25 protein-coding genes are annotated in these 24,921 nt (G+C 64.4%); 6 read left to right on the top strand and 19 right to left on the bottom strand.

Translation table 11 applies throughout. The features are described 5' to 3' along the window. Positions 1-11: 11 nt before the first annotated feature. The 4 genes from V474_RS00270 to V474_RS00255 all read right to left on the bottom strand — a co-directional run bounded on the left by V474_RS00270 (position 12) and on the right by V474_RS00255 (position 2,512). Entirely contained in the window at positions 12-644 is a 633-nt protein-coding gene (locus V474_RS00270) for an RBBP9/YdeN family alpha/beta hydrolase (RefSeq protein ID WP_059149599.1), read from the bottom strand. Positions 645-824: 180 nt separating this feature from the next. Beyond that, positions 825-1,271 (bottom strand): cytidine deaminase, encoded by a 447-nt coding sequence (locus tag V474_RS00265; RefSeq protein ID WP_059149598.1) that lies wholly within the window; start codon positions 1,269-1,271, stop codon positions 825-827. Continuing rightward, on the bottom strand, positions 1,268-2,017 hold the full coding sequence (locus V474_RS00260) for a glycoside hydrolase family 25 protein (protein ID WP_059149597.1): 750 nt from the start codon (positions 2,015-2,017) through the stop codon (positions 1,268-1,270). The genes V474_RS00265 and V474_RS00260 overlap by 4 nt, the downstream gene beginning before the upstream one ends. Positions 2,018-2,029: 12 nt before the next feature. Further along, positions 2,030-2,512 (bottom strand): UPF0262 family protein, encoded by a 483-nt coding sequence (locus V474_RS00255; protein WP_059150694.1) that lies wholly within the window; start codon positions 2,510-2,512, stop codon positions 2,030-2,032. 148 nt (positions 2,513-2,660) lie between these two features. Between V474_RS00255 and V474_RS00250 the strand changes: the two genes are divergently transcribed. Both V474_RS00250 and V474_RS00245 read left to right on the top strand, forming a co-directional pair. Beyond that, positions 2,661-4,187, top strand: a complete 1,527-nt coding sequence (locus V474_RS00250; protein ID WP_059149596.1) for a replicative DNA helicase — start codon at positions 2,661-2,663, stop codon at positions 4,185-4,187. 27 nt (positions 4,188-4,214) lie between these two features. Next, positions 4,215-4,544: an SMR family transporter gene (locus V474_RS00245; protein WP_059149595.1), complete on the top strand. Its 330-nt coding sequence runs from the start codon at positions 4,215-4,217 to the stop codon at positions 4,542-4,544. Between the two features lie 25 nt (positions 4,545-4,569). Here the strand turns inward: V474_RS00245 and V474_RS00240 are convergent, their stop codons facing one another. After that, positions 4,570-5,076 carry a GNAT family N-acetyltransferase gene (locus tag V474_RS00240; protein WP_236710466.1) on the bottom strand — a complete coding sequence of 169 codons (507 nt, stop codon included), beginning with the start codon at positions 5,074-5,076 and terminating at the stop codon, positions 4,570-4,572. Next, the gene (locus V474_RS00235) at positions 5,073-6,245 is read right to left on the bottom strand and encodes an aminotransferase (RefSeq protein WP_059150693.1); all 1,173 of its coding nucleotides are present in this window, start codon (positions 6,243-6,245) and stop codon (positions 5,073-5,075) included. Before V474_RS00235 ends, V474_RS00240 begins: the two co-directional genes overlap by 4 nt. A 325-nt stretch (positions 6,246-6,570) precedes the next feature. Between V474_RS00235 and V474_RS00230 the strand changes: the two genes are divergently transcribed. Further along, positions 6,571-7,620: a sensor histidine kinase gene (locus V474_RS00230; RefSeq protein ID WP_082699617.1), complete on the top strand. Its 1,050-nt coding sequence runs from the start codon at positions 6,571-6,573 to the stop codon at positions 7,618-7,620. A gap of 121 nt (positions 7,621-7,741) precedes the next feature. Continuing rightward, the gene (ftsH, locus tag V474_RS00225) at positions 7,742-9,673 is read left to right on the top strand and encodes an ATP-dependent zinc metalloprotease FtsH (protein WP_059149592.1); all 1,932 of its coding nucleotides are present in this window, start codon (positions 7,742-7,744) and stop codon (positions 9,671-9,673) included. Positions 9,674-9,840: 167 nt separating this feature from the next. Here ftsH and V474_RS00220 read toward each other — a convergent pair whose 3' ends face one another. From V474_RS00220 to V474_RS00170, 11 genes are all read right to left on the bottom strand, one after another. Further along, entirely contained in the window at positions 9,841-10,617 is a 777-nt protein-coding gene (locus tag V474_RS00220; RefSeq protein ID WP_236710465.1) for a ParA family protein, read from the bottom strand. Between the two features lie 125 nt (positions 10,618-10,742). Then, positions 10,743-11,087, bottom strand: a complete 345-nt coding sequence (rpoZ, locus tag V474_RS00215) for a DNA-directed RNA polymerase subunit omega (protein ID WP_059149591.1) — start codon at positions 11,085-11,087, stop codon at positions 10,743-10,745. 91 nt (positions 11,088-11,178) lie between these two features. Continuing rightward, positions 11,179-12,252: a phosphotransferase gene (locus V474_RS00210; RefSeq protein WP_059149590.1), complete on the bottom strand. Its 1,074-nt coding sequence runs from the start codon at positions 12,250-12,252 to the stop codon at positions 11,179-11,181. Beyond that, on the bottom strand, positions 12,249-13,466 hold the full coding sequence (locus V474_RS00205) for an acyl-CoA dehydrogenase family protein (protein WP_059149589.1): 1,218 nt from the start codon (positions 13,464-13,466) through the stop codon (positions 12,249-12,251). Before V474_RS00205 ends, V474_RS00210 begins: the two co-directional genes overlap by 4 nt. After that, the gene (locus V474_RS00200) at positions 13,466-14,023 is read right to left on the bottom strand and encodes a VOC family protein (RefSeq protein WP_059149588.1); all 558 of its coding nucleotides are present in this window, start codon (positions 14,021-14,023) and stop codon (positions 13,466-13,468) included. The genes V474_RS00205 and V474_RS00200 overlap by 1 nt, the downstream gene beginning before the upstream one ends. A 146-nt stretch (positions 14,024-14,169) precedes the next feature. Beyond that, a complete protein-coding gene (locus V474_RS00195) occupies positions 14,170-15,615 on the bottom strand; it encodes a 2-oxo acid dehydrogenase subunit E2 (RefSeq protein WP_059149587.1) in 1,446 nt (481 codons plus the stop codon). Between the two features lie 13 nt (positions 15,616-15,628). Next, the gene (locus V474_RS00190) at positions 15,629-16,642 is read right to left on the bottom strand and encodes an alpha-ketoacid dehydrogenase subunit beta (protein ID WP_043975589.1); all 1,014 of its coding nucleotides are present in this window, start codon (positions 16,640-16,642) and stop codon (positions 15,629-15,631) included. Positions 16,643-16,659: 17 nt separating this feature from the next. Next, positions 16,660-17,649 (bottom strand): thiamine pyrophosphate-dependent dehydrogenase E1 component subunit alpha, encoded by a 990-nt coding sequence (locus tag V474_RS00185; protein WP_059149586.1) that lies wholly within the window; start codon positions 17,647-17,649, stop codon positions 16,660-16,662. Positions 17,650-17,683: 34 nt separating this feature from the next. Further along, positions 17,684-18,892, bottom strand: a complete 1,209-nt coding sequence (locus V474_RS00180; RefSeq protein WP_059149585.1) for an acyl-CoA dehydrogenase family protein — start codon at positions 18,890-18,892, stop codon at positions 17,684-17,686. Next, positions 18,892-20,055 (bottom strand): thiolase family protein, encoded by a 1,164-nt coding sequence (locus V474_RS00175; protein WP_059149584.1) that lies wholly within the window; start codon positions 20,053-20,055, stop codon positions 18,892-18,894. Before V474_RS00175 ends, V474_RS00180 begins: the two co-directional genes overlap by 1 nt. Next, positions 20,052-20,447: a Zn-ribbon domain-containing OB-fold protein gene (locus V474_RS00170; protein WP_059149583.1), complete on the bottom strand. Its 396-nt coding sequence runs from the start codon at positions 20,445-20,447 to the stop codon at positions 20,052-20,054. The genes V474_RS00175 and V474_RS00170 overlap by 4 nt, the downstream gene beginning before the upstream one ends. A gap of 151 nt (positions 20,448-20,598) precedes the next feature. On the opposite strand from V474_RS00170, the gene V474_RS00165 reads away from it, so the two are divergent. After that, the gene (locus tag V474_RS00165) at positions 20,599-22,227 is read left to right on the top strand and encodes a GMC family oxidoreductase (RefSeq protein WP_059149582.1); all 1,629 of its coding nucleotides are present in this window, start codon (positions 20,599-20,601) and stop codon (positions 22,225-22,227) included. A gap of 37 nt (positions 22,228-22,264) precedes the next feature. Here the strand turns inward: V474_RS00165 and V474_RS00160 are convergent, their stop codons facing one another. Both V474_RS00160 and V474_RS00155 read right to left on the bottom strand, forming a co-directional pair. Beyond that, on the bottom strand, positions 22,265-22,843 hold the full coding sequence (locus tag V474_RS00160; RefSeq protein ID WP_059149581.1) for a hypothetical protein: 579 nt from the start codon (positions 22,841-22,843) through the stop codon (positions 22,265-22,267). Between the two features lie 16 nt (positions 22,844-22,859). Then, complete coding sequence (locus tag V474_RS00155) at positions 22,860-23,633, bottom strand: helix-turn-helix transcriptional regulator (protein ID WP_059149580.1); 774 nt, start codon at positions 23,631-23,633, stop codon at positions 22,860-22,862. A 165-nt stretch (positions 23,634-23,798) separates the two neighbouring features. Here V474_RS00155 and V474_RS00150 point away from each other — a divergent pair, with 165 nt between their 5' ends. After that, positions 23,799-24,920, top strand: a complete 1,122-nt coding sequence (locus tag V474_RS00150; protein ID WP_059149579.1) for an acyl-CoA dehydrogenase family protein — start codon at positions 23,799-23,801, stop codon at positions 24,918-24,920. Position 24,921 lies beyond the last annotated feature (1 nt).

Below are 24,921 nucleotides of genomic sequence, written 5' to 3'. Positions count from 1 at the left end.
CGTCCGCTACCTCAGATCGCCGCCCACTGGCGCAGAGCCTCGCGCATCGCGAGGTTCTGCGCCTGAGTCCATTCCGGCTTCACCGCAACAGAGGGCGAGAGGCCCAGCACCGACTGGATGAGCATCCAGCCCTGAGCCCAGTCCCCGCGCGTATCGTCGCAGACGGGGCATGAGCCCCAATCCTTCGCCAGCCGCATGATCGAGCGCTGGTGAGCCAGCGTGCCCTCCAGATCGCTGACAAGGAACGAGGTGAACGGCAGGGGCTGCCTCGGGCATGCACCAAAGGGGGCGAGGCGCGGATCTGCGCCGGGCAGATCGACATTCGGCGGATTGACGATCACCGCGCCCAGCACAGGGCCATCCTGCCCCAGCGCTTCGAATTCGGCCCACCACGCCAGCGCCAGCGCAGCGATATCGTCGGTCACGATCACCACCGGACGATCGGCGCGGCGGACCGCGAGGTTCAGCTTGTTGACCCAGGTATTGCGATGCGGCTCGTCCCACTGGCCAAGCTCGACCAGGCGGCAGTGCTCGCTCCACCGGGTCCAGCGGTTCATCCAGTGGCCTGCCGCCAGAGGTGTACCGGGAACCAGGAGGATGAGCGGAGTATGGTCCTGCGCGGTGGGATAATGGAAGTTTGCCATGGGAATCTCCATTTCAGGTGGGGGTTCCGCCGGTCGACTCTGATTACGTCCCGACTGCGCTGACTGTATCTCAACTCAATTGATAGACAATGCGCTTGCGGTGACCTGCCCGCTCATCACGCCGCCCCGCGTTCAACGCTATCGATCCGGTCATGCGGAGACGGGGCATCATAAACTTGCCTAGAGCAGGTTGGCGGGCCCGAATGCGTGAGGGAGAAGCTGCGAAAGGCGCAGTTCCAGCACTCCTTCGGCCCCGTCGCACCAGACGAGTGGATCTGTGCCGCCGACTTGCGCGATCTCGTTGAGGACCTGACGGCAGCGGCCGCACGGCGTGACCCGTGTGCCCTGCCCAGCTTCTCCGGGGGCTCCACCGGTTACCGCGACAGCTTCCACGGCAAGGCGCGTCCCCGACAGGATCTTGGCTACGGCGACCGTCTCGGCGCAGAGTGACAGGCCATAACTGGCATTCTCGACATTGGCACCGGTGACGACCGAGCCATCCGCCATCAACAGCGCAGCACCGACATGAAAGCGCGAATAGGGCGCATAAGCGGCGGAGGCCGCCTCGCGGGCAGCGGTCATCAAGGCGTCGCGGGCGCCATCGGAAAGGCTGGGAGTATCGTTCATTCCTGCACCACTACCCAGCGCAGGCCGCCCTGCGCAATCTCGTTGGCGAGATCGCTGTTGGCGGTCCACATCGTCCAAGGCCTGCCGGCATAGCTTGGCGTAAACCGATCGCGCACCAGCCAGAGGTTGCGATCCAGCTTGTGGGCGATGGTGTAACGCGCCTGGAACGCGGGCGTGACCTTGAGGATCACCGGCTTGCCCGTGTGCGTCTCGACCTGGTTGAGGAATGTCATCAGCTCGCTCTCGACCCGGGCATCGCTGACTTTCACGGGGCAGCCGTCGGCTAGCATGTCGAGCTCGACCGCAGGTGGCAACAGCTTGGCGTCACGCGGCACCGTAGTGACGAAATTCGCCGCCTGGGTGCCGGCCGGCTGGCACGGATCATAGCGGTGAAGTGCGCCCACCTGCATCCCCGCGCTGCGCGCGGCCTCGAAGTTTTCGACGAAGCGCGGGTCTCGTGCGAAGGCGCTGGCGCTGGCGTCGATATAGGCGAAGTCGGCGCCGATCGCCTTCAGCGACTTCCAGCTGATGTCGCCGTCGTCCGCACCGACCTCGACGCCCTGCGCGCCATAGATCGCGCGCTCGGGTGTCCAGTGACGCAAGTGCCACCAGCCCCAGGCACCGCCGACGATACCCGCAAGCAGCAATGCTCCCAACGCACGAAGGCGCCAGTGGCCACTGGCCCCGCCGACCTTGCGATTTGTTCGTGTAGCCTTGCCACCATTTCGCGCGCCGCGAACTGCCACGTATTTTATACCTCAGCCGCGGATGTGCAGGACGCAGATCAGCGTGAACAGACGCCGCGCGGTCGGGTGGTCGGTCTCAATCTTGCCCTCCAGGCGTTCCAGCAGCATTTCCGCTGCCTCGTTGTGGACACCGCGCCGGGCCATGTCGATGGTTTCGATCTCCTGCGCGGTCGCCTTGCGAATCGCCTGATAATAGCTTTCGCAGATGGCAAAATATTCGCGGATCGGACGGCGGAAACGCGCCAGACCCAGCACCAGCGTTTCCAGCACCTCGCCGTCCTCGCCCGCGATTTCCAGCGACAGGCGGCCGTCGCGCACCGAGAGGCGCAGGCGGTACGGGCCTTCGTGCCCCAACGCGCGGGCGCGCAGCGGGTTGAACACGTTGTCCTCGATCAGGTCGAAGATGGCGATGCGCCGTTCCTGTTCGATGTCCGCGTTGCGCCACAGGATGGTCGCATCGTCGAGCTCGATGTGAGAGATGCGCGGGTCCGCCATGATCGCAGTGCCTTTACGCGGTTGCGGCATAGCCCGGCAAGTGGCCTTTGAAGGGAGGCCTACCCTCCCAACATCCACAAGCTGTGGATTAATATCCCGCCGTGTCCCGCTTGAAGGACTCAGCCACCCGGAGCATTGTGCGCCGCTTATGGCCCAGCAAGATCTTCTCATTCGCGCCGACGATGGCGCCCAAAATTCTGGCGTGCGCACTCTGCCTGCCAACGTCGAAGCCGAGGCCGCGTTCCTGGGCGCCGTCCTCATCGACAACCGGGTGATCGAGGAACTGACGACCCCGCTCACTCCCCCGCATTTCTTCGAGCCGGTCCACGCCCGCCTTTACGAGCGTATCCTTCAGTTGCTTGACCGCAAGGCCGTGGTCACCGGCGTCACCCTGCGCCCCTATTTCGAGGCCGACGAAGGCCTGAAAGCGCTGGGCGGCGTCTCGTACCTCGCACGGCTGACGGCGGACGGCCAGGGCCTGCTCGCCCCACGTGAGCTGGCGAACCAGATCTACGACCTCGCGCTGCTGCGCGAACTGATTTCGGTGGGCCGCAACCTCGTCGAAAGCGCGATGGACACCTCCGAATCGGTAGAGCCGATGGAGCAGATCGAACAGGCCGAATCGGCGCTGTACAAAGTGGCCGAAGGCGCCGCGACGCAGAGCGAAGCGCAGAGTTTCGGCGTCGCCACACGCACCGCGATCATGTCGATCGAGAAGGCGTTCAATTCGGGCGGCCACATCTCGGGCAAGACCACCGGCCTTACCTCGGTCAACCAGAAGATCGGTGGCCTTCACGATTCCGACCTTATCATCCTTGCCGGCCGTCCGGGCATGGGCAAGACCTCGCTGGTCACCAACATCGCCTTCAACACCGCCCAGCGCTATGTCGACGACACGGTGCGCGACGGCATGCCGCACGAAAAGTCAGTCGGCGCGCCGGTGGCCTTCTTCAGCCTCGAAATGAGCGCGGACCAGCTGGCAACGCGTATCCTTGCCGAGCAATCGAACATCAGTTCCGAAGCGCTGCGCATGGGCAAGATCAGCCGCGAGGATTTCCAGCAGCTGTCCTTCGCCAGCCAGCGCCTGGCCGAACTGCCACTGTTCATCGACGATACGCCGGGCCTGACGATCGCCGGCCTGCGCACCCGTGCACGCCGCCTCAAGCGTCGGCACAACATCGGCCTCGTCGTGATCGACTACCTGCAGCTGCTTTCCGGCTCCGGCCGCGCCAGCGACAACCGCGTGAACGAAATCTCGGAAATTTCGCGCGGTTTGAAGACTCTGGCCAAGGAACTTCACGTTCCGGTGATCGCGCTTTCACAGCTTTCCCGCGCAGTGGAACAACGCGACGACAAGCGCCCGATGCTTTCCGACCTTCGCGAATCAGGCTCGATCGAGCAGGACGCCGACATGGTCTGGTTCGTCTATCGCGAGGACTACTACGTCAAGGCGACCGAGCCGAAGTATCCCAGCGATACCGATGGCCCGGACGTCAAGGACAAGTGGGAAACCTGGCGCCAGAAGATGGAGGAGGTCACCGGCCTCTCCGAACTGCTGATCGCCAAACAGCGCCACGGTGCCACCGGCAAAGTGCGCCTGCGCTTCGAGGCCCGCATCACCAAGTTCTCCGATCTCGCACCCGACGACATGCGCGCCGCGTTCGAAAGCGACTGATCAAGGCAAGCGAAATTGGAACGTGCGATGGGCTACGGCATCCTTGGTATTGCCATCATTGCCGAGGTGATCGGCACATCGTTCATGAAGCAGTCGGAAGGTTTCACCAGACTGATCCCGAGCCTTGTCACCGGCGCGGCCTACCTCATCGCTTTCTACTGTCTTTCGTTAACGTTGAAGACGATCCCCACCGGCATCGCTTATGCCATCTGGTCGGGCACAGGCATCGTGCTGATCTCGGCTGCGGCATGGGCATTTCAGGGCCAGAAGCTGGATGTGCCGGCAATCGCCGGCATGGCTCTGATCATATCCGGCGTCCTGGTGATGAACGTGTTCTCGAACTCAGCAGCCCATTGAGCCTGAGGGTTTTCAACGATCCCAGTTACCAGCCAATAGCCCGAACCATATAGGTCGAGCCGCCGCCATAACTCTCCAGCTTGCGGGTGATCGCCGCGTCGCCGACGACTGGCTCAAAACCCATGCCGCGCCAGAAGGCGACGGAATCGTTGACTGAAACCAGCGCTAGGCTGCGGCCTTCCATCGCGGACAGCGCGCCGCTCAGCCGCTCGACGATCGGCCGTGCATGGCCTTGGCCGCGCACGTCGGGATGCAGAGCCAGATCGTGCAGATAGAACGTCTCCCGCTCTTCCGGCAAAGCGCCCAGCGAGCTGTTCAGCGGCGGAATCGCGCCCAGCGGCCAAGGGTAGGCGATGAGGTAGCCCTTCACCACTCCCTCCGAGGATAACGCAAAGCAGCCTTGCGGGAAAAGCGCAAGGCGCTCCTCGAAGCAGGCGCGCGCCTCGAAATGATCGGGGAAGCAGGCGGCGGCTACCGCTACCACTGCATCGATATCCGCCGCGCCCATCGGCCGCCATGTGTAGGGGCTCACAGCCCGCTCCGCCATGTGGCCAGCCGCGCTGCGGCCTCGTCCAGAACCGTGTCGGGCTTGGTGAAGCACAGCCGGACTATATGGCTTGGCGCAGCGTCACCGGCGTATAGCGCGCCGACCGGCACCGTCGCCACGCCCGCCTCTGTAACAGCCCGCTCGCTGAATTCACGGTCGGTCAGCGCAATGCCCGAAGCGGCGAGGTCTACGCAGAGGAACCAAGTCGCGGCATTGGGCAGGACGACGAACCCAGCCTCCTTCAGCGCCGCCTTGAGCCGCGCGCGGGCGGCAGCCCAGCCCTGGCGCTGCTGCTCCCGCAAGTCGCCGGACATGGAAAGCCCTTCGGCCACCGCCCACTGCAAGGGCACGGCAGTAGCGTAAGTAAGGAACTGGTGGGCATGGGCTATCGCGATAGCAAGGTCGCCAGCGGCGATCATCCAGCCGATCTTCCAGCCGGTCAGCCCGAATATCTTGCCCGCCGAGCCGATCTTGACCGTGCGCTCCGCCATTCCGGGGAAGCTCATGAGCGAGCGGTGGGGAATATCGTCGAAGCGCACGTCCTCCCACACTTCGTCGCTGATCGCGAGGAGGTCATGGGCCACACAGGCGCGGGCAATCATCGCCAGTTCGGCATGGCTGGCGACGGTGCCTGCCGGATTGAGCGGATCGTTAAGGATCACCACGCGGGTAAGCGGCGTGATTGCTGCGCTGAGCGCCGCCTCCTCATACCGAAAATGCGGCGGCGCCAGCGGAACAGAGACCGCAACGCCGCCTGCCCGGCGCACCATTGGCGCATAGGCATCGTATGCCGGTTGGAACAGGATCACCTCGTCACCCGGTTTCACCAAGGCCAGTACGGCGGCGGCGATCGCCTCGGTCGCGCCGGAGGTCACCGTCACCTGATCGGCCGTCAGCGCCAGCCCCTGCCGCCTTTGATAATAGTCACAAATCGCCTCGCGCAGTTCCATCAGCCCGGCGCCGGGCGGGTACTGGTTCGATTTTTCGCGCAAGGCCCGCGCCGCCGCTTCCAGCAGAGGCTCCGGCACGGGACCATCTGGAAAGCCCTGCCCCAGGTTGATCGCGCCATGCTCGCGTGCCAGCGCGGACATGCGGTCGAACACGGTGCGCTCCATCTCGGCGTAGACCGGGTGGATGCGGTTGATGGTCTTCATCGTGGGGGAGGCTCCGATCGCGCGTGTAGGCATAAAGGCATATCCCGGCCGAACGCCGGAAACACAACCGCCCTTCGTCAGTACGGGCGCAGCGAAGCGGGCACATGCGATGTTCGCGGCCTTGGCTGCCGCGACCTTCCCGCCAACAATCGGCAACCAAGGCTATTTCAACGCCGCCCGGATCATCGTTTCCGCTCGCCTGGATACCCCGCCCCAATCCCCGGCTACGGAACCAACCCCACTTTCGCACGTCTATCGCTTGCAGTACCGACATTGGTTGAGAGCGAAACTGGGGCCGACGTGATTGGGGTCTGAATTGAATACCTTGAGCAGGTTTACCGAACGCCTCCCGCTCCTTCCTGGCCGCCCATTCCTGCGCTACGGCGCGACACTGGGGCTGTGCGTTTTCGCACTGTGGCTGCGCTGGGCGCTGGACGGCGCATTCCCGCCCGGGTACCCGTTCCTGACGTTCTTTCCGGCCGTGATCCTCAGTTCATTCCTGTTCGGTCCACGCCCCGGCGTCCTTGCCGCCGTAGTCTGCGGCATATTCGCCTGGTACGTGTTCATCCCCCCGCGCATGACTTTCGGGACCGACGGCGGCACGGCCACGGCAATGCTGTTCTACCTTGGCGTGGTCACCGTCGACATCTGGCTGGTCCACCTGATGCAGGCTGCCAATGCCCGCCTGAACACCGCCCGCGAGGAAGTGCGCCTGCTCGCCGAGGAACGCGGACAACTGGCGGACCGCGCGGAACTGCTGTTCCAGGAAATGCAGCACCGCGTCGGCAACAACCTGCAGATGGTGGGCGCCGTTCTCTCGCTGCAGATGCGGACCCTCAGCGAGCCAACGGCCCGCAAGGCCTTGTCCGATGCCGCGGCGCGGCTTCAGGTCATCGGCAATATCCAGCGCCAGCTCTACCGGCAGGACGGCCAGTTGGTTCCGCTCGACCGGTTCCTGACCGAAGTCTCGGGCAAGATCATGGCATCCAGCGCCCGCCCCGGCATCACCTGCCACGTCGACGCGGAGCCGGGCATCATTCTGCGTCCCGATAGCGCGGTGCCTGTCGCCCTGATCGTCAGCGAAGCGATCGCCAACGCGCTCGAACACGGTTTCACAGGCCGCCCTGCCGGGCGCATCGCGCTGTGCGTAGCGCGCCGGGACGCCGCCATCGTGCTCAGCGTGGAGGACGATGGCATCGGCCTTCCGCTCAGCCTCGACCCCGCCAGTACCGAGAGCATCGGCCTGCGTATCTCGCGCGTGCTAAGCCAGCAACTGGGCGCGGAAATGAAGCTGGAAAGCCGCGAATCGGGCGCATGCATGACGCTTAACCTGCCACTTTCCCGGCTCGCGGAACCCTCTCAGGAAGGGCTTTGAGCGCCCCCGACCGCCCGGCCGCAGGGCTTGCGCGCCAAAACGAACATTATCCTTGTCCGCATCAGCTTGAGATTCGGCGGCAGACGCCTACATTGACGCTCTGAAAGGACGGTTTTCCCGAATGAACGACGACCAGCCAAGCGGCAATCCCTGGGTCAAGAGCCTGCTCGTATGGGGGGGCATCTTTCTTGCGCTCCTGATGGTGGTGTCGATGTTCGGCGCGCGCACCACGACGGGCCCGTCCATCCCCTATTCCGATTTCCGCAGCAAGGTTGCCGAAGGCAGCGTCGCCTCGGTGGAGATCGCCGAAGACCGTATCGACGGAAAGCTCAAGAACGGTGACACGTTCAGCACGGTTCCCGTGCAGAACGACATCACCCTCACACAGCTTCTCTCGCAGAACGACGTCAAATATTCGGGCAAGGAAGCCGAACAGGGCAGCCTGCTGCTTTACATCCTCGCGCAGACGCTGCCTTTCGTACTGATCGTGGGTATCGCCTTCTTTGCGCTGCGTCAGGTCCAGAAAGGCGGCGGTTCCGGCGCGATGGGCTTCGGTAAGTCCAAAGCCAAGATGCTCACGGAGCGCTCTGGCCGGGTTACCTTTGACGACGTTGCCGGCATTGACGAAGCGCGCGAGGAACTGGAGGAAATCGTCGAGTTCCTGCGCGAACCCACTCGCTTCTCCAAGCTGGGCGGCCAGATCCCCAAGGGCGCGCTGCTGGTTGGTTCGCCAGGCACCGGCAAGACCCTGCTCGCCCGTGCCATCGCGGGTGAGGCAGGTGTGCCGTTCTTCACCATCTCCGGTTCTGACTTCGTTGAAATGTTCGTGGGCGTGGGCGCCAGCCGCGTGCGCGATATGTTCGAACAGGCCAAGAAGAACGCGCCGTGCATCGTCTTTATCGACGAAATCGACGCCGTCGGTCGTCACCGTGGCCACGGCCTCGGCAATTCGAACGATGAGCGCGAGCAGACGCTGAACCAGCTGCTGGTCGAAATGGACGGTTTCGAAGCCAACGAAGGCATCATCATTATCGCGGCGACCAACCGCCCCGACGTGCTCGACCCCGCCCTGCTGCGCCCGGGCCGTTTCGACCGCCAGGTCGTGGTGCCGGTGCCCGATATCGAGGGGCGCGAGAAGATCCTCGCAGTGCACATGAAGAAAGTACCGCTCGCACCGGACGTTAATCCGCGCGTCATCGCGCGTGGCACCCCCGGCTTCTCGGGCGCCGACCTTGCCAACCTGGTGAACGAAGCCGCCCTGCTGGCCGCGCGCCGTAACAAGCGCCTTGTCGCCATGCAGGAATTCGAGGACGCCAAGGACAAGGTCATGATGGGCGCGGAACGCCGCTCCATGGTCATGACCGACGACGAGAAGAAGATGACCGCATACCACGAAGCCGGCCACGCGCTGGTTTCGGTGCATGAGCCTGCTTCCGACCCGATCCACAAGGCCACGATCATCCCGCGCGGCCGCGCGCTGGGTATGGTGATGCGCCTGCCGGAGCGTGACAGCTATTCTTACCACCGTGACAAGATGCTCGCGAATCTCTCGGTGGCGATGGGCGGCCGCGTTGCCGAGGAACTGATCTTCGGTTACGACAAGGTCTCGTCCGGCGCATCGGGCGACATCCAGTATGCCACGGGCCTCGCCCGCAGCATGGTCACAAAGTGGGGCATGTCCGACAAGCTCGGCCCGCTCCAGTACGAGGAAACCCAGGAGGGTTATCTCGGAATGGGCGGATCGAACCGCACTATGGGCTCGGACGATACCAACCGCCTGATCGACAGCGAGATCCGCGTGCTGGTCGATAACGCCCACGCCCGAGCCACGCAGATCCTCAAGGACCAGAACGAAGCCCTGCACACGTTGGCGCAGGCAATGCTGGAATACGAAACGCTCTCGGGCGAGGACATCAGGCAACTGCTTGACGGCGGCTCGATCGATCGCCCCAGCACCCCGCGCGGCGTTGCCGCACCGCGCCCCCTCTCGGGGTCGGCCATCCCCAAGTCTGGCAAGCGCTTCAACGGCGGCACCGCCCCGCAGGGCGCCTGACACATACCAGAGTTCTCCGACGGGAGAATGCAGGAGGGGCGCCAAGGTTTGACCTTGGCGCCCCTTTTATTTTTGGCCGCTGTTCCCGCACATTGCGGGCCGCCCACTCCACTCGCCATTGCAAACGCAACCGAGAAGCCAAAACTCTGCCAAAGGCGGAGGCCTTGTCAGGCTCGCTTTTGCGCCAGCTTCTTTTCGATCGCGTTCCACAGCCGTCCGAAGGCCAGCGCTGCCGGACTTTGCGGTGCGAGTGCGCCCACCGGTTGGCGATGCACTGCACATTGTTCGACCACGCTGGCATAAGGAATCGAAGGCCAGTTGGGGTTCGCCTCCTGCGCCTGTTTGTGCAATGCGCGGCGCATGTCGAGCATTGAGAGGACCGGCAGTATGGGCGGGTGACGCTTGGTATTCCCGGCGATCTCCCGCACCACCAAATCGAAGGCCCGGGCTGAAAGCGGCGATGGCGGCAGCGGCACGATCACAAGATCGGCGGCGCGGACGATCTGCGCGGAAAGCTCATTCATCACCGGCGGGCAGTCGAGGATGATGCGCGGATAATCGGCCGCCAGTTCCTCGGTCAGCTTGGCCAGCCGCTTGCGCTTGCCGATCCGCGCGAGCTGCGCGTCGAGTGTGCGGATTGATTCGTCCGCGGGCAGGATATCGAGATCGGCAAAGGCCGTCTTCTGAATCAACCCGGCAGCCGGGCGTTCGCGCGCGAAGACTTCCTCGGCAAGCTGCGCTTCCTGCGGCTCAAGGCCGTATAGGAAGGCCGAGCCGCCCGCCGCGTCGAGATCCCAAAGCAGCGTGCGCCGCGCACTCGCGACTGCTGAACACCACGCGAGATTGGCCGAGAAAGTCGTCTTCCCGACGCCGCCCTTCACGCTGTAGACGGCAATCGTCGCGCTGCCGGGCAGTGAGCCAGCGGCGCCGGGTTCATCCTTCACAGACACGCCAAGGGGACCGGCCCTGCTGGGCGGTCCCCCGGAAATTCCGATAATACGAGGTAGTTTCGATTTAGCGGCCACCTCGTGATCGTTGCCTGCCGCGCTGCGTCAGTCAACGAAAAGGATCAACCGTCGTAGTCGCCGCCGATCGAGGTGTTACGCGTCGGTGCCGAAGCCGTGATCCGCAGGGCCTCCGCAGACTGGCTGAGCGAACCGACTTCGTCCATCTCATCGTCATCGTCAGGCAGAACGCGCTGCATGGAGGTGACGAGCGTTTCCTTGAGGGTCGACGGGGTCACCGTCTGCTCGGCGATCTCGCGCAGGGCGACGACCGGGTTCTTGTCGCGGTCACGTTCTAACGTGAGTTCCGCGCCGCCCGAAATCTCGCGTGCACGCTGGGCAGCGAGCAGAACGAGGTCGAAACGATTGGGGATCTTGTCGACACAGTCTTCGACAGTTACGCGCGCCATGGGCACTCCCGGTAAAAAATCAAAAGGTTCGGAAAGGACGGCCGATAGGGGCCTCCGCCGCGAAAGTCAAGGAAATGGGCGGAAGCGCATCCTACCCTTGCGTGAAGCCCAACGCCAGCTTCGCCAGTTCGGGGAAGGCTTCCGCCCGTTCCCGCGCCTGGGCATTGGCGGCAGTGCCGCGGATCACCCGGCCCTTGATGCCGTGGAAAATCGCGGCGAGGCGGAAGAAGTTGAACGCCATGTAATACCTGTAATCCGGCATCCCCTCGCGGCCCGTGCGGCGGCAATAGGCGGCAACGTAATCCGCCTCGGTCGGGATACCAAGGGCAGCGATGTCAGCCCCGCCAAGGCCCGCCACGATGTGCGGGGGCATGTGGTACATCATCGCGTTATAGGCAAAATCGGCCAGCGGATGGCCCAACGTCGACAGTTCCCAATCGAGCACCGCCAACACGCGCGGCTCAGCAGGATGGAAAATCATGTTGTCGATTCGAAAATCGCCGTGGATCACGCTGGAGGCGCCGTCGTCCTCGGGCATGTTGGCTTCGAGCCAGGCGATCACTGCGTCCATATCATCGTTGCGGCCGGCAGCCTCGTCCGCAAAATACTGCTTCGACCAGCGGCCGACCTGACGGGCGAAATAATTGCCCGGCTTGCCATAATCGCCCAGCCCGATCGCCTCGGGATCGAAGGAATGAAGCTGTGCGATCGTCACGTTCATCGCGTCGAAGATGCAGGCGCGTTCCTCGTTCGAGACGCCCGGGACAGTGGCATCCCAGAAGATGCGGCCTTCAACCATTTCCATCACGTAAAACCACGTGCCAAGGACCGAATCGTCTGTACACAGGCCATAGACCCGCGCGGCCGGAAAGCCCGCGCCGTGGAGCGCGGAAAGCACTTTGGCCTCACGCTCCACCGCGTGGGCGCCCTTGAGCAGTTCACCCGGCGGCTTGCGGCGCAGCACGTAGGCGCGGCCCGGCGTCACCAGCTTGTAGGTCGGGTTCGACTGGCCGCCCTTGAACTGCTCGACGGTGAGCGGCCCGGCGAAGCCTTCGACCTCGGCTTCCATCCAGCGGACCAGCGCCGCTTCGTCGAAGGCATAGCCTTCCCGGACGGCTGTGGTGCCCGAATTGGCCTGCGCTACGTCGGTTTCAGGGGGGCTCATGCCGGCTGCGCTTCCTTCGCCGCCAAGGCTTCCTGAGCCTTGCGCCAGTCACGGCGGATCTTCTTGGCGAGGCTCCACTTGTGGACTTCGGTGGGGCCGTCATAGATGCGGAAGGCGCGGATTTCGCGGAATACCTGTTCCACGATCGTGCGTTCCGTCACGCCAGTGCCGCCCATGACCTGCACGCAGTTGTCGGCGATCTTCATCAGCGCCTCGGACACCGAAACCTTCGCCATCGAGCTTTCGACGGTGCCCAGCGATCCGGTGTCGAGCACGCCCGCGCACCAGTCGATCATCAGTTCGCACTGCTTGATGAGGATTTCGTTCTCGGCCAGCATGAAGCCCACGCCTTCGTGCTCGATCAGCTGCTTGCCGAACGCCATGCGGCGGCAGGCGTAATCGCTGGCGATCTCATGCGCGCGGATGCAGCAGCCCAGCCAGCGCATGCAGTGTGAGAGGCGGGCGGGGGAAAGGCGGATCTGGGCGTACTTGAAGCCCTCGCCCGGCTGCCCCAGCATCTGGTCGGCGGGGACGCGCAAGTTGTCGATGGTCAGGGTGGCGTGGCCGCCGGGCATCGAACTGTCGATGGTGTTAGGCACCTCGTCGATGCGGATCGCCTCGTCCGGCAGGTCGACCAGGAACATGCAGGCGCCGCCCTTGGTGTCTTCTTCGGCCGAGGCGGCCATGACGATGCCCACCATCGCGCCCTGCGCGCCGGTAATGAAAGTCTTGCGCCCATTGATGACCCACTGGTTGCCGTCCTTGTGGCAGGTGGTCTTCATCATGGAGGGATCGGAACCGGCGCCGCCCCATTCGGCAGGCTCGGTCATGAAGAAAGCGGAGCGGCCCCTGCCCTCGACCAGCGGCTTCAGGAAGCGTTCCTTGAGGTCGGGCGAGCCGACGTGGCCGATCAGGTACATGTTGCCCTCGTCAGGGGCCATCGTGTTGCAAGCCAGCGGGCCGAGCGGCGAAAGGCCCGACTTGATGAGGACGACCGCCGTCTCGCGCTGGGTGAGGTGCGAACCATCAGCCTTGATGTGCGGGGTGAGCACGCCGGCCTCGCGGGCCAGGCCGCGCATCTCCATCATCAGTTCGTCAGTGGGCGCACCGTGGTGATCGCGGCGCGGGTCCTTCTCGAACTGCACCACCACATCGCGCACGAAAGCCTCGACCTTGGCGGCCATGTCGAGTGCGTGTTGGGAAATCTCGGTCATTACTGAAGCACCCGGATCGGATCGGAGCCATCCCAGTCGCGGGCGGCATCCTTCATCATCTGAAAAAGCCCTTCCGTGCCGCTGAGCGGCTGAAGGTATTCGATTACGTGGCCGGGGCCCTGGCCGGGATCGACGTAGATCACTTCGCCGTCCGCGCCGACCTTGCCCTCAACGATCACTTTCGCGCCGGCTTCAGCGCAGGCTGCCCGCGCTTCGGCGATCGATTCGACGAAGACGCAGACGTGGTGCAGCCGGTCGCGCACGGCATATTCGCCGGAGTAGAGCGAAGGCGCGTCGCTGTCTGTCTTGATAAGTTCGATCTGGATGTCGCCCCAGTATCCGATCGCCATGGTGAAGACGGCGTCGGTTGGCTCACCCTTGTACTTCATCTCGTCGAGCCGGACGTCGTTGAGGACGAAGAACGGGCCGACGCCGACGGTTTCGATCCAGTACTTCATCGTGGCGTCGAAATCGGTCGGGAAGTACGCGAGCTGGATCACGTCGCCGAGCCGCTTGAGCGGGCCAGGTTTGACGGTGGTGGTGGCCTCTCCGGTCATTTCGATTATCCTTTCGAACGGCGTTCATCTTATTTTGTTTCGTCATCCCCGCGAAGGCGGGGATCCATCTGATGCCCGTGCAACAGGAAATCTTATCAGCTGGATTCCCGCCTTCGCGGGAATGACGAAGAAAACGAGATCACGCTTTAGAACATGCCTTCCGGCGCCTCGATCAGACCCTTGAGCGTTTGCAGGAACTGCGCGCCCGCAGCGCCGTCGATAGCGCGGTGGTCGACTGACAGCGTGACCGAGATGCGGGTTTCGAAAGCGACCCCGCCGTCCCCCGTCTCGACCGGCTGGCGCAGCGCGGCACCCACAGCCAGGATCGCGCCCTGCGGCGGGTTGATGATCGCATCGAAGTTCTCGATCCCGAACATGCCCAGGTTGGACACGGAGAAGGTGCCGCCGTCCATGTCGTCCATGCTCAGCTTGCCGGCTTGCGCCTTGTCGATCAGGCGGCGGGTTTCGGCCGCGATCTGGTCGATGCGCATTAGGTTGGCCTGACGCACCACCGGGGTGACGAGGCCCTTGGGGCTGGCCACGGCGATCGATACATCGGCATGCGGGAAGCGGTGAATCTCCTGACCGTGGACCTGCACGTTGACGTCCGGGTGACGGGCAAGCGCGGTGGCGCAGGCCTTGACGATCCAGTCGTTGACCGAGGCCTTGCAGCCTAGCACGACATTGGCGGTCTTGCGCATTTCCATCAGCTTGTCGGCGCTGGCGGACATGCGCAGATAGAAGTGCGGCAGTTCCTGCTTGGCCTGCGTCAGCCGCTGGGCGACGACCTTGCGAACGCGGTCGAAGGGCACGACCTCGGGACGGTTTTCACCGGCCACGAACTCGGGCGCACCGAAACCGGCAGGGGCCTTCGTTTCCGGCACGAGCGCCAGAACGTCCGCTTTGGAAATACGGCCGCGCGGGCCGGTCCCGGTGAGGCCCGACAGCGAGAGACCGTGGAGAGCGGCGATGCGGCGGGCAAGCGGCGATGCCAGCACCCTGAGGTCGTCTGGTTCGACCGCCAGCACACCCTGAGGCGCCGCCGAGGAGGGACCGCGCAGGGCCTTGATGACGTCCTGATGAGTGATGCGCCCGCCGCGTCCCGACCCCTCGATACCGGAGATATCGACGCCTTCTTCCTCAGCGAGGCGCAGCGCCTCGGGGCTGATCGGGCGGTTGGTGTCGATCTTGACCCGCTGCTTTTCAGGTGCCGGAGCAGCGGCCACGGCGGCGGGTTCGGCCGCCTTGGCTTTCTCCGCACCACCCTTTGCTGCACCTTGGGCGATGCCGCCTTCGGCAGGCTTGAAGCCGGCCACGAAGGCTTCGATCTCGTCGTCCGAGTGCGATCCCTCGTCGAAGACCGCCAGCAGGGCGCCCACAGGCTCCTCGCCGGCACCGCCGCCCACGATGATGCGGCGCACCGTGGCGTCGTATTCGGCCTCGACTTCGTTGGTGATCTTGGCTGTTTCAATCAGGCACAGCGTCTGGCCGCGCTTGAAGCTGTCCCCTTCCTTGACCATCCAGTCGGCGATGGTGCCCTCGGTCATTTCGATACCCCATTTGGGCATCGTGAATGCGCGGATGCGGCTCATGTCAGCGCCTCTCTCAACGGTAATCGAGCGTCTTGCGCACGGCCGCCGCGATCTTCGCGGGGCTGGGCAGGTAGGCGCTCTCGAGTTCGCGGGCGAACGGTACGGGCGTGTGCGGGGGCGTCACCATCTCGATCGGTGCCTTGAGGCTGGCGAAAGCCTTCTGGGCGATGAGCGAGGACAGGTCGGTCGCCAGCGAGCAGCGCGGCGGCGCCTCGTCGACGATCACGGCGCGGCCCGTCACTTCGACCGAGTCGAGGATGGCTTCCTCGTCGAGCGGCGAGGTGGTGCGAATGTCGATCACGTCGCAGCCGATGCCGTCCTGCGCCAGATCGTCTGCCGCCGTCTCGGCGTAGCGGACCATCATGCCGCTGGCGACGATGGTGACGTCCTTGCCGGCGCGGGCAAGGCGCGCGTGGCCGAAGGGGATGCAGAAGTCCGGGTCTTCGTTGACCTCGCCGGTCAGTCCGTAAAGGAACTTGTGCTCAAGGAAGACCACCGGATCGTCGTCGCGGATCGCCTGGCGCATCAGGCCGCAGGCGTCTTCCGGCGTGGTGGGCATGACCACCTTGATGCCGGGCATGCCGGTGACGAACTGGCTGATCATCTGGCTGTGCTGGGCCGCCGCGTTGTAGCCGGCGCCGCAAGGCATCCGGATCACCGCCGGGCAGACCGACTTGCCGCCGAACATGTAGCGGAACTTGGCGATCTGGTTCCACAGCTGGTCCATGCTGACGCCGATGAAATCGGCGAACATGATCTCGGCGATCGGGCGCTTTCCGGCCAGAGCCAGACCGCCCGCCGCGCCCATGATCGCGCTTTCGCTGATCGGGGTGTCGATCACCCGGTTTGGGCCGAATGCGTCGTAGAAACCGGTCGTGGTCGACCAGATGCCGCCGATGGCTTCAGGCCCGCCGGCAGTGCCCATGCCGCCAACCACGTCTTCGCCCAGGACAACGACGCGTTCATCGCGCTGCATCTCCTGGAACATCGTGTTGCGGATGGCGTCGCGATACGTCAATTTTGCCATTGTTCTCGCTCCTGCCGTCAGTAGCTGATGTAGACGTTGTCGAGGACGTTCTCAGGCTGGGGACGAGCCCCTGCCCGCGCCGCCGTAACGGCGTCCTCGATAGCCTGGAGCGCGTCGGCATCGACCTTGTCGAGGTCCGCATCGTCGAGCAGGGCGGCGCCCGTCACGCTGGCACGGAAGATCTTGAGGCAGTCGCGCTCGGCGCGCAGGCGATCAAGCTCGCCCTCGCCGCGGTAACGCTGCGGATCGCCCTCGAAATGGCCGAAGAAACGCTCGGTATCGAATTCCACCGCCGCCGGGCCATTGCCGGGGGTGCGGACATATTCCAGCACTTCGCGGAACGTGTCGTGGACCGCAAAGAAGTCCGTTCCGTCCGCGCGCCATACCTTCATGCCGAAGGCTTCGGCGCGGCTGGCGATGTCCTGCACGGTGCCGACGGCGTAATCGACGCCGGTGTGCTCGGAATAGTGGTTGTTTTCAAAGACGAAAATGCACGGTGCCTTGGTGACGACCGCGAGGTTCATCGCCTCGAACGTGGTGCCCTGGTTGCAGGCGCCGTCGCCCGAGAAGGCGAGCGCGATGGCCAGCTTGCCGTCTTCGTCGGGGCCGTCGATCTTGTTCGACAGCGCCGCGCCCACCGCGATCGGGGCGCCCGCGCCGACGATGCCGTTGGCGCCGAGCATCCCCTTGTCGATGTCGGCAATATGCATGGAGCCGCCCTTGCCGTTGCAAAGGCCGTCCTGGCTGCCCCAGATTTCCTTCATCATCCCGTCCACGTCGCAGCCTTTGGCAAGGCAGTGACCATGGCCGCGGTGGGTGGAGACGATCTTGTCGCGCTCGGTCAGGTGTTCGCACACGCCGACGGCAACCGCTTCCTGACCGCAGTAAAGGTGGGTGAAGCCTGCGATTTCGCCGGTCTGGATCTCCTCATGGAGCCGTTCCTCGAATTCGCGGATCAGCTTCATCTGCCGGTAGGCGCGGGTCAGCGCCTCGCGGTTCAGCTGCATGTCGGATTCCTCTCGTCGTTGACGTGCCGGGCCGTCACAGGCCCAGCACCGATTTGGCGATGATCGTGCTCTGGATTTCGTTGGTACCACCAAAAATCGTCCAGGCGCGGCTGTTGAGATAGCGCGCGGAAGCGACTTGCGCTTCCTTGGAATGAAGGCCCTGCGGCGCGTTGTCACCGTAAAGCGGACGCGCGGTTTCCAGTTGGAGACCGGCGGGACCGTAAAGGTCCACCGCCAGCAGGTCGATGTCCTGCCGCAGGTTGGAGGCAAGCAGCTTGGTAAGCGAGGTCTGCGGACCGGGTTTGCGGCCCTTGGCGATCTCGGAAATAATCTTCAGTTCGATCATTTCGAGCGCGTTGACCGCCAGCCGCGCCTTGGCGACGCGGCGCCGCCAGTCGGTCTGGTCAGACAGCGCGCCGCCCTTCCCATCGCTTTCCAGCTTCGCGGCGGTCTCGATCTGGTCGAGATCGTAGCCCAGCTTGGGGGCATGGCATGATCCGCCGCGCTCGTTTTCGAGCAGGAACTTGGCGATCGTCCAGCCCTGCCCCTCGCCGCCGACGAGGTTTTCGGCCGGGACGATCACGTCCTCAAGGAAGACCTGGTTGACTTCATGGTCGCCGGCATTGGTCAGGATCGGGCGCACCGAGACGCCCGGGCTGTCGAGGTCGATCAGCAGGAACGTGATGCCTGCCTGCTTCTTCACCTCGGTATTGGTGCGGACCAGCGTGAACATGCGGTTGGCGTGATGCGCGTGAGTGGTCCAGATCTTCGATCCGGTGACGCGGTAGTGATCGCCTTCCAGAACCGCGCGGGTCTTCAGGCTGGCAAGGTCGGAACCCGCGCCCGGCTCGGAGAAGCCCTGGCACCAGTAGTCCTCGCCCGAAAGGATGCGCGGCAGGACCTGCGCCTTCTGCGCCTCGGTGCCGAAGTTGTAGATCACCGGGGCCAGCAGCTTGAGGCCCAGCACAGTGAGATTGGGCGCGCCGGCGGCGGCGCACTCCTTCTCGAACAGGTAGCGTTGCAGCGGGGTCCAGCCGGTGCCGCCGTGCTCGGCGGGCCACTGGTAGCCCAGCCAACCCTTCTTGTTGAGCACACCGTTCCAGACCTGCCCGATCTCCGGCTCGACGAAAACGGACGGGGTGGCCGCCGCGCCGGCCTTGACGTCGGCAGGCAGATGGTCACGCAGGAAAATGCGAACCTCATCGCGGAAAGCGGCGTCTTGCGGGGAAAGTTCGATATCCATCAGCGTTCCAGAATGGTGACGGCGGAGACGCCCGGCGCGCCGTAGACGTGGCTGTAAGCCGTCTTGGGCGAGTTCGGGACCTGACGGCCAGCGCCGTCGCCCCGCAATTGCACTACGTTTTCAAAGACCTGACGCAGCCCCGATGCGCCGATCGGCTCTCCGCAGGCCAGGCAGCCGCCGTCGGTATTGACCGGCAGCGCGCCGCCGATCTCGGTATGACCCTCGGCCAGCCACTTCTCCTGCTCGCCATCAGCGCAGAAGCCGTTTTCGGCCATGTGCATGATCTCGGCGCCGGCTTCGGTATCCTGAAGCTGGGCGACGTCGATGTCGCCCGGACCAATGCCGGCAAGGCGGAATGCGTCAGCCGAGGCAATGCGCGAGGCCGTGCCGCGCGGGCGGGTATCGTCCGCCACCACATCGACCGAAGGCGCGAAGACCTCGAAGCTGCTGGGCGGGCGGGTGCGCATGGTCGCGGCCTTCAGGCGGATCAACGGCTTGCCCAGTTCGCGCGCCTTCTTCTCGCTGGCGAGGATCAGCGCGACGCCGCCCTCTGCGGGCGAGCAGAACATGTATTTGGTGTAAGGATCGCTGACCAAGGGCGCGGCAAGGATATCCTCCAGTGCCACGGGCTGGCGGCGCCATGCGTGAGGGGCGTGGACGGCATTGCGGAATGCCTTTTCCGCGACACGGCCAAGCGATTCCTGCGAGATGCCGAACATGCTCATGTAGCGCATGATCTTGGCCGCGAAGAACTGCGTGGTGACCATCTGGCCCATCTCACCGTACCAGTCCGGCAGGTTGTATTCGGATGGCAATGCGTTGAAGGCGCCGCGAGGGTGCTTGTCGAAACCGACCGCAAGACCAAGCTCGAACTCACCCGACTTGATCGCCATCTGCGCCGAAAACAGCGCCGATCCGCCCGCTGCGCAGCCGTTGCGCACGTTGATGAACTGCATGCCCGTAAGGCCGAGACGGTCGACCATGGTGTCCGGGTTACCGGCCGCATCCGAGCTGCCATAGGCGAACTGGACCTGCGGCCATTCCACTCCCGCGTCGGCCAGAGCCTGACGAACGGCAAAAACGCCCTGGTCCACGCCGGAAAGGCCATCGGTGCGCCCGAACGGGTGGATGCCGATGCCGACGATGCACACATCGCCGCTCATGCTACGTCTCCTGCGGGTTCGAATGCGGGGATGAAGACGCTGTCTGCGTCCTCGGGGTTGAGCGGCGCGGGCGCGAAACGCACCGGCATGCCGATCTTCACGTCCTCGAAGGCAACGCCATAAAGCGGCGCCTCGACGATGACCTCCCCCGGCAGTTCGACATAAGCGACCACCCAGGGCTTAAAGGATTCAGGCCCCGCGTAAGGCGGAGACTTGGGGCGATAGCGCTGCACGGTGTAGGACCACAGCGATCCCTCGCGCGAAAGCGGCACCGGTTCGTAAGTCGCGGCGGATGGGCATGGAAAAACAATCCGGCCGGTTTCCCGGTCCTTGCCACCGATCAGGCGCGGCTGCGCCTCGTCGGTGAACAGCCCTGTTGCTATCGCTCGCATCTTGCTCCCGCATCATCTCGAAATCGGCCGGTATTTGGATTCCGGTCATGACAACGGTTTAAGCCTGCCTGCCCCGGCATTGTGACTCACCAAAACGCTAGGGTAGCCATTGCGCTAGTTCGTGCGACCCACGCAGCGGGAGACGAACAAGATGACCAAGCAATGGGACTACATCATCGTCGGCGCCGGTTCCGCCGGTTGCGTCATGGCCGAACGCCTGAGCGCGGACGGCAAATCGCAAGTGCTGATACTGGAAGCCGGTGGCGAGAACGATAGCTTCTGGGTAACCCTGCCCAAGGGCGTCGCCAAGCTGGTGAAGAAACCCGAGCACATGTGGGCCTACCCCGTCTCCCAGCCGCGCGATCCGGGCAGCAATTCGCCCGGCGGCGAAGTGTGGATACGCGGCAAGGGCCTTGGCGGTTCGTCCTCGATCAACGGCATGATCTGGAGCCGGGGCGAAAAAGCCGATTATGATGCATGGGAAACCGAAGCCGGGGCCACCGGCTGGAACGGTGACAGCATGACCGAAGCCTTCCTCGAACTGGAAGACCACGCGGCCGGGCCATCATCGATGCGCGGCAGCGGCGGCCTCGTGCGCGTCGATCCCGCCTGTTTCAAATATCCCCTGGCCGAACGCATGATCGAGGCCGGCGAGACGCTGGGCCTCACCCGCGTCGACGATCTCAATGAAACGCCGGGACCGCGCGTCGGCTATTACAGCCACAATATCCGCAAGGGTAAGCGCGATTCGTCTGCCCGCACTTACCTTGCAGCGGCGCGAGGGCGGCCCAACGTTACGGTGATGACCGGCGTGATGGCCCAGCGAATCGTCTTCGAAGGCACCCGCGCCGTGGGCCTCGACGTGACCGTGAACGGCCGCCCCCAGCGGTTCGACTGTGCAGGCGAAATCGTGGTGAGCGCAGGCGCCATGGAAAGCCCCCTGCTGCTCCAGCGCTCCGGCATCGGCGACGCGGACCGGCTGGCGGCGGCAGGCATCCCCCTCGTCGCCCATTCGCCGGACGTGGGCGAGAAGATGATTGAACATCTCTCGATCTCGATGCCGTTCCGGCTGGACCACGGCAAGGGCACCAACAAGAGCTTCTTCGGCATAGGTGCGGCGCTGGCGATGCTGCGCTATCTTCTGCGCGGCGACGGCGTGCTGGCCACCGGCCCGTTCGAGATCGGCGCCTTCTGCCATGTCGCTCACCCGGACGGACGCACCGACGCGCAGTTCTATCTAGGGGGCTACACTTTCAAGGTCGGAGACGACAAGGACCCGGTCCCGCTCGACAAGATCGACCCCAAGCCCGGCGTCACCATTTACGGCCAGCTCCTGCGCCTTACCAGCGAGAGCAGCGTGCGCGCCGTTAGTGCATCAGGCGATGACCTGCCGGACATTCGTCACAACTTCCTCACCACCGAGCACGACAAGGCCTCGGCCCTCGCGCTGGTCCGCAAGATGCGTAGCTACGTGCGCGCCGCGCCGCTGGACCGCATGGTCGGCGAGGAACTGGTGCCGGGCGCCCAGGTGGAAAGCGACGAGGACGTGCTGGCGATGTTCCGCAATCTGTCGAGTTGCGGCCTCCACGCAATCCGCTCCTGCCGCATGGGCGCGGACGCGGGCGCCGTGGTCGATGCGCGCCTGAGGGTGAACGGAGTTCAAGGTGTACGCGTGGCGGACTGTTCGATCATGCCGGGCCACGTCACCGGCAACACCAATGCCCCCGCGATGGCGGTGGGCCTGCGCGGCGCGAAGCTGATTCTGGAGGATCGCGGTTAAATCCCCGCAAAGCAGGGGGATATCAATCGCTCGGGCGTCAGCGCTTCGCACATTCCGCAAGCCATTTACCCGGCATCACGTTCCTGGCCGCAGTCGGCGGAACGCGGTAGAAACCCATGCTGTGATAGCTCCAGGCATAAGGAACGCATCGCTTCATCGCAGCGCCATGAAGGAAGAACTGAAAGTCTTGCGGCGCATTATACACTGAATCAAGAAACGGTTCGCGGCTCTCCCGATCGGGGCGGAAACGTTCGATCGCCTCCGATCGAAGATCCTCTGCATAATGCCCGACGCTCGCCAGCGATCCTGACATTCCCACTGCCACGAACAACGGTCCACGCAGCAGCGCAAGCCGCGCCGGCAAACGAAAGCTGATCGCCCCCAGCATGAAACTGGCAAGGACCAATCCTCGCCAGTAGGGCGCGCCGAGCCGGTCGGAGAATGCGGTGACGAGCATCACCGGTTTGAGCAAATTGCCGAAGACGAACCAAGCAATCGCTCCATAGCAAAGAACCGCCAGCCACGCCGTATGTCCGAATATGCGTGTGAACCAAATCAGGACAAGCGCGGCGCTGGCCAATACTGCGGCCAGAACCAGCAAGACGAGAAGGATCATAACGCCGGCTCAGGCCTCAGGTCTGCAGCGAGATATAGCCCAGCTGTGCCGCCTTGAAGACCGTCTGGCTGCGGTTCACCGCGTTGAGTTTGGTGGCCGCATTGTGAATGTGAAACCGCACCGTCGCGCGGCTGCGCGACATGATCATGCTGATTTCCAGGTCGGTCTTGCCGATCGCGGCCCAGCGCAGGCACTCAACCTCGCGCTTGGACAGGCGTGAAGCGGGCGGCAGCGCCTGGGTGGAACCCATAACCTGCACATACGTCGCGATGAACGTGCGGGCATAAAGCCCCAGCACGTCCGAAAGCCGGTTGAAATCCTCGGACAGGTCGGTCTTGTCGCGATCGAGCGGGTTGAAGCTGACCGCACCGATCTGGCCGAACGGCAGGTGTACCGGTACGGCGATCGCTGCGCGGGTCATCGCCCGCGTCTCGAAATTGGTGATGTCAATCGAGGTGAGATATGCGTTCGGTTCACGCGTGCGGAAGCCCGCCGCATTGGCCCAGAACGGCTGACTTTCGAAGCGGCAGGCCGTGGTCAGCGGAGAATCGAGGGCAATGCGCGAATTGCGCCACCACACCCGCTCCTCGTCGCCCCATCCGAACACCTCGGTTGCCAGCATCCTGCCCTCGGCATCGACGGGCGTGCGCTTGTCGGCGATATCGTGGGCGGGAGCCGCCCGCATGCCTTGCTCCATGGCAATCCGGTGAAGCGCCTCAGCGGCCGAGCGGATGCCCTCCGGCGATTTCACTCGCACGGCGTCGATGTGTTCCAGTGACAGCAGTTGCATGGGATCCTCTCTCCACCCTCTTAGCCCGGTGGCACTGGCGGCACAATCGCTTGAAGCCCGGAAATATGCCGTTTTCATGACTAGTCTTTTGCCCAGCGGTAACGTCCGGCCTCTTGATGGTACACCCAGGCCCATAAGCGGGAGTGGCCCGATGTGGAGAGGAAAGTGAACTTCGATCTCAACGAAGACGAGGAAATGCTCAAGGCCCTGACCGAGCGCTTCGTCACCGACCATTACGACCACGACAGCCGCCGCGCGTTCCTTGCCGAGCCGGGCGGATTTTCGGGCGCCAACTGGCAATTGCTGGGCGAACTCGGCTTGATCGCCGCGCCCTTCCCCGAGGAATTGGGTGGGCTTGGCCTCGACGCCACCGGAATCGCCACCGTGTTCGAAGCGCTTGGTCGCGGCCTCGTGGTCGAACCACTGGCGGAAGCCGTCGTGATGGCCGGGCGCCTGTTTGCCAGCACCGCGCCGGAAGCCCTGCAGGGCGAATGGCTGGGCGCACTGATGGCCGGCGAAAAGCGCCTTGCCCTCGCCCATGTCGAAGCGCGCGCGCGCGACGGGCTGGTGTGGGTGCAAACCTCCGCCACTGCGCAAGATGGTGGCTACTGTCTGTCCGGGACCAAGCCCTATTGCGCGGTTGGCGGCGGCGCAGACGGCTTTATCGTCTCTGCGCGGCTTTCGGGCGAACCGGGCGACGCGGACGGCGTGGCCCTGTTCCTCGTGCCCGCCGGCACGCCCGGCGCCTCCACCCGCGACTGGACGATGGCAGACGGCAGCGTCGCCACCTCGCTCGACCTCGAAGGCGTGGTCCTGCCCGCAGGCAACAGGCTTGGCGACGACGGCCTTGCAGCCATCGCCTCCACCAGTGACCTCGCGTCTCTCGCTCGCAGCGCCGAGGCGCTGGGGATCATGGAGCGATTGCTGCACGAAACCATCGGCTACCTGAAGACCCGCGACCAGTTCGGCTCGGCGCTTGGCGCGTTCCAGGCGATCCAGCACCGCATGGTTGCGCAGTACGCGGTGATCGAGCAGAGCCGGGCATTGCTCAACCTCGCGCTGGTTTCATGGGAAAGCGATGAATTTGCGCAAGCCGTCCACGGCGTGCGGGCGTTCATCGCCGATGCCTCGGTGGAACTCGGGCATGAGATGATCCAGTTCCACGGCGGCATGGGCGTCACCGACGAACTGGCCATCGGCGGCGGGCACAAGCGGCTGCTGGTGCTCTCGCGTTGGCCCGAGGGGCCGCTGGCAGCGCTCGACCGCTACGCCGGGCTGCTCAACTGAA

Source organism: Novosphingobium barchaimii LL02, assembly GCF_001046635.1.
GTDB lineage: Bacteria > Pseudomonadota > Alphaproteobacteria > Sphingomonadales > Sphingomonadaceae > Novosphingobium > Novosphingobium barchaimii.
The sequence above is the reverse complement of the archived record's forward strand: the minus strand, read 5'-3'. Positions and strand labels throughout refer to the sequence as shown.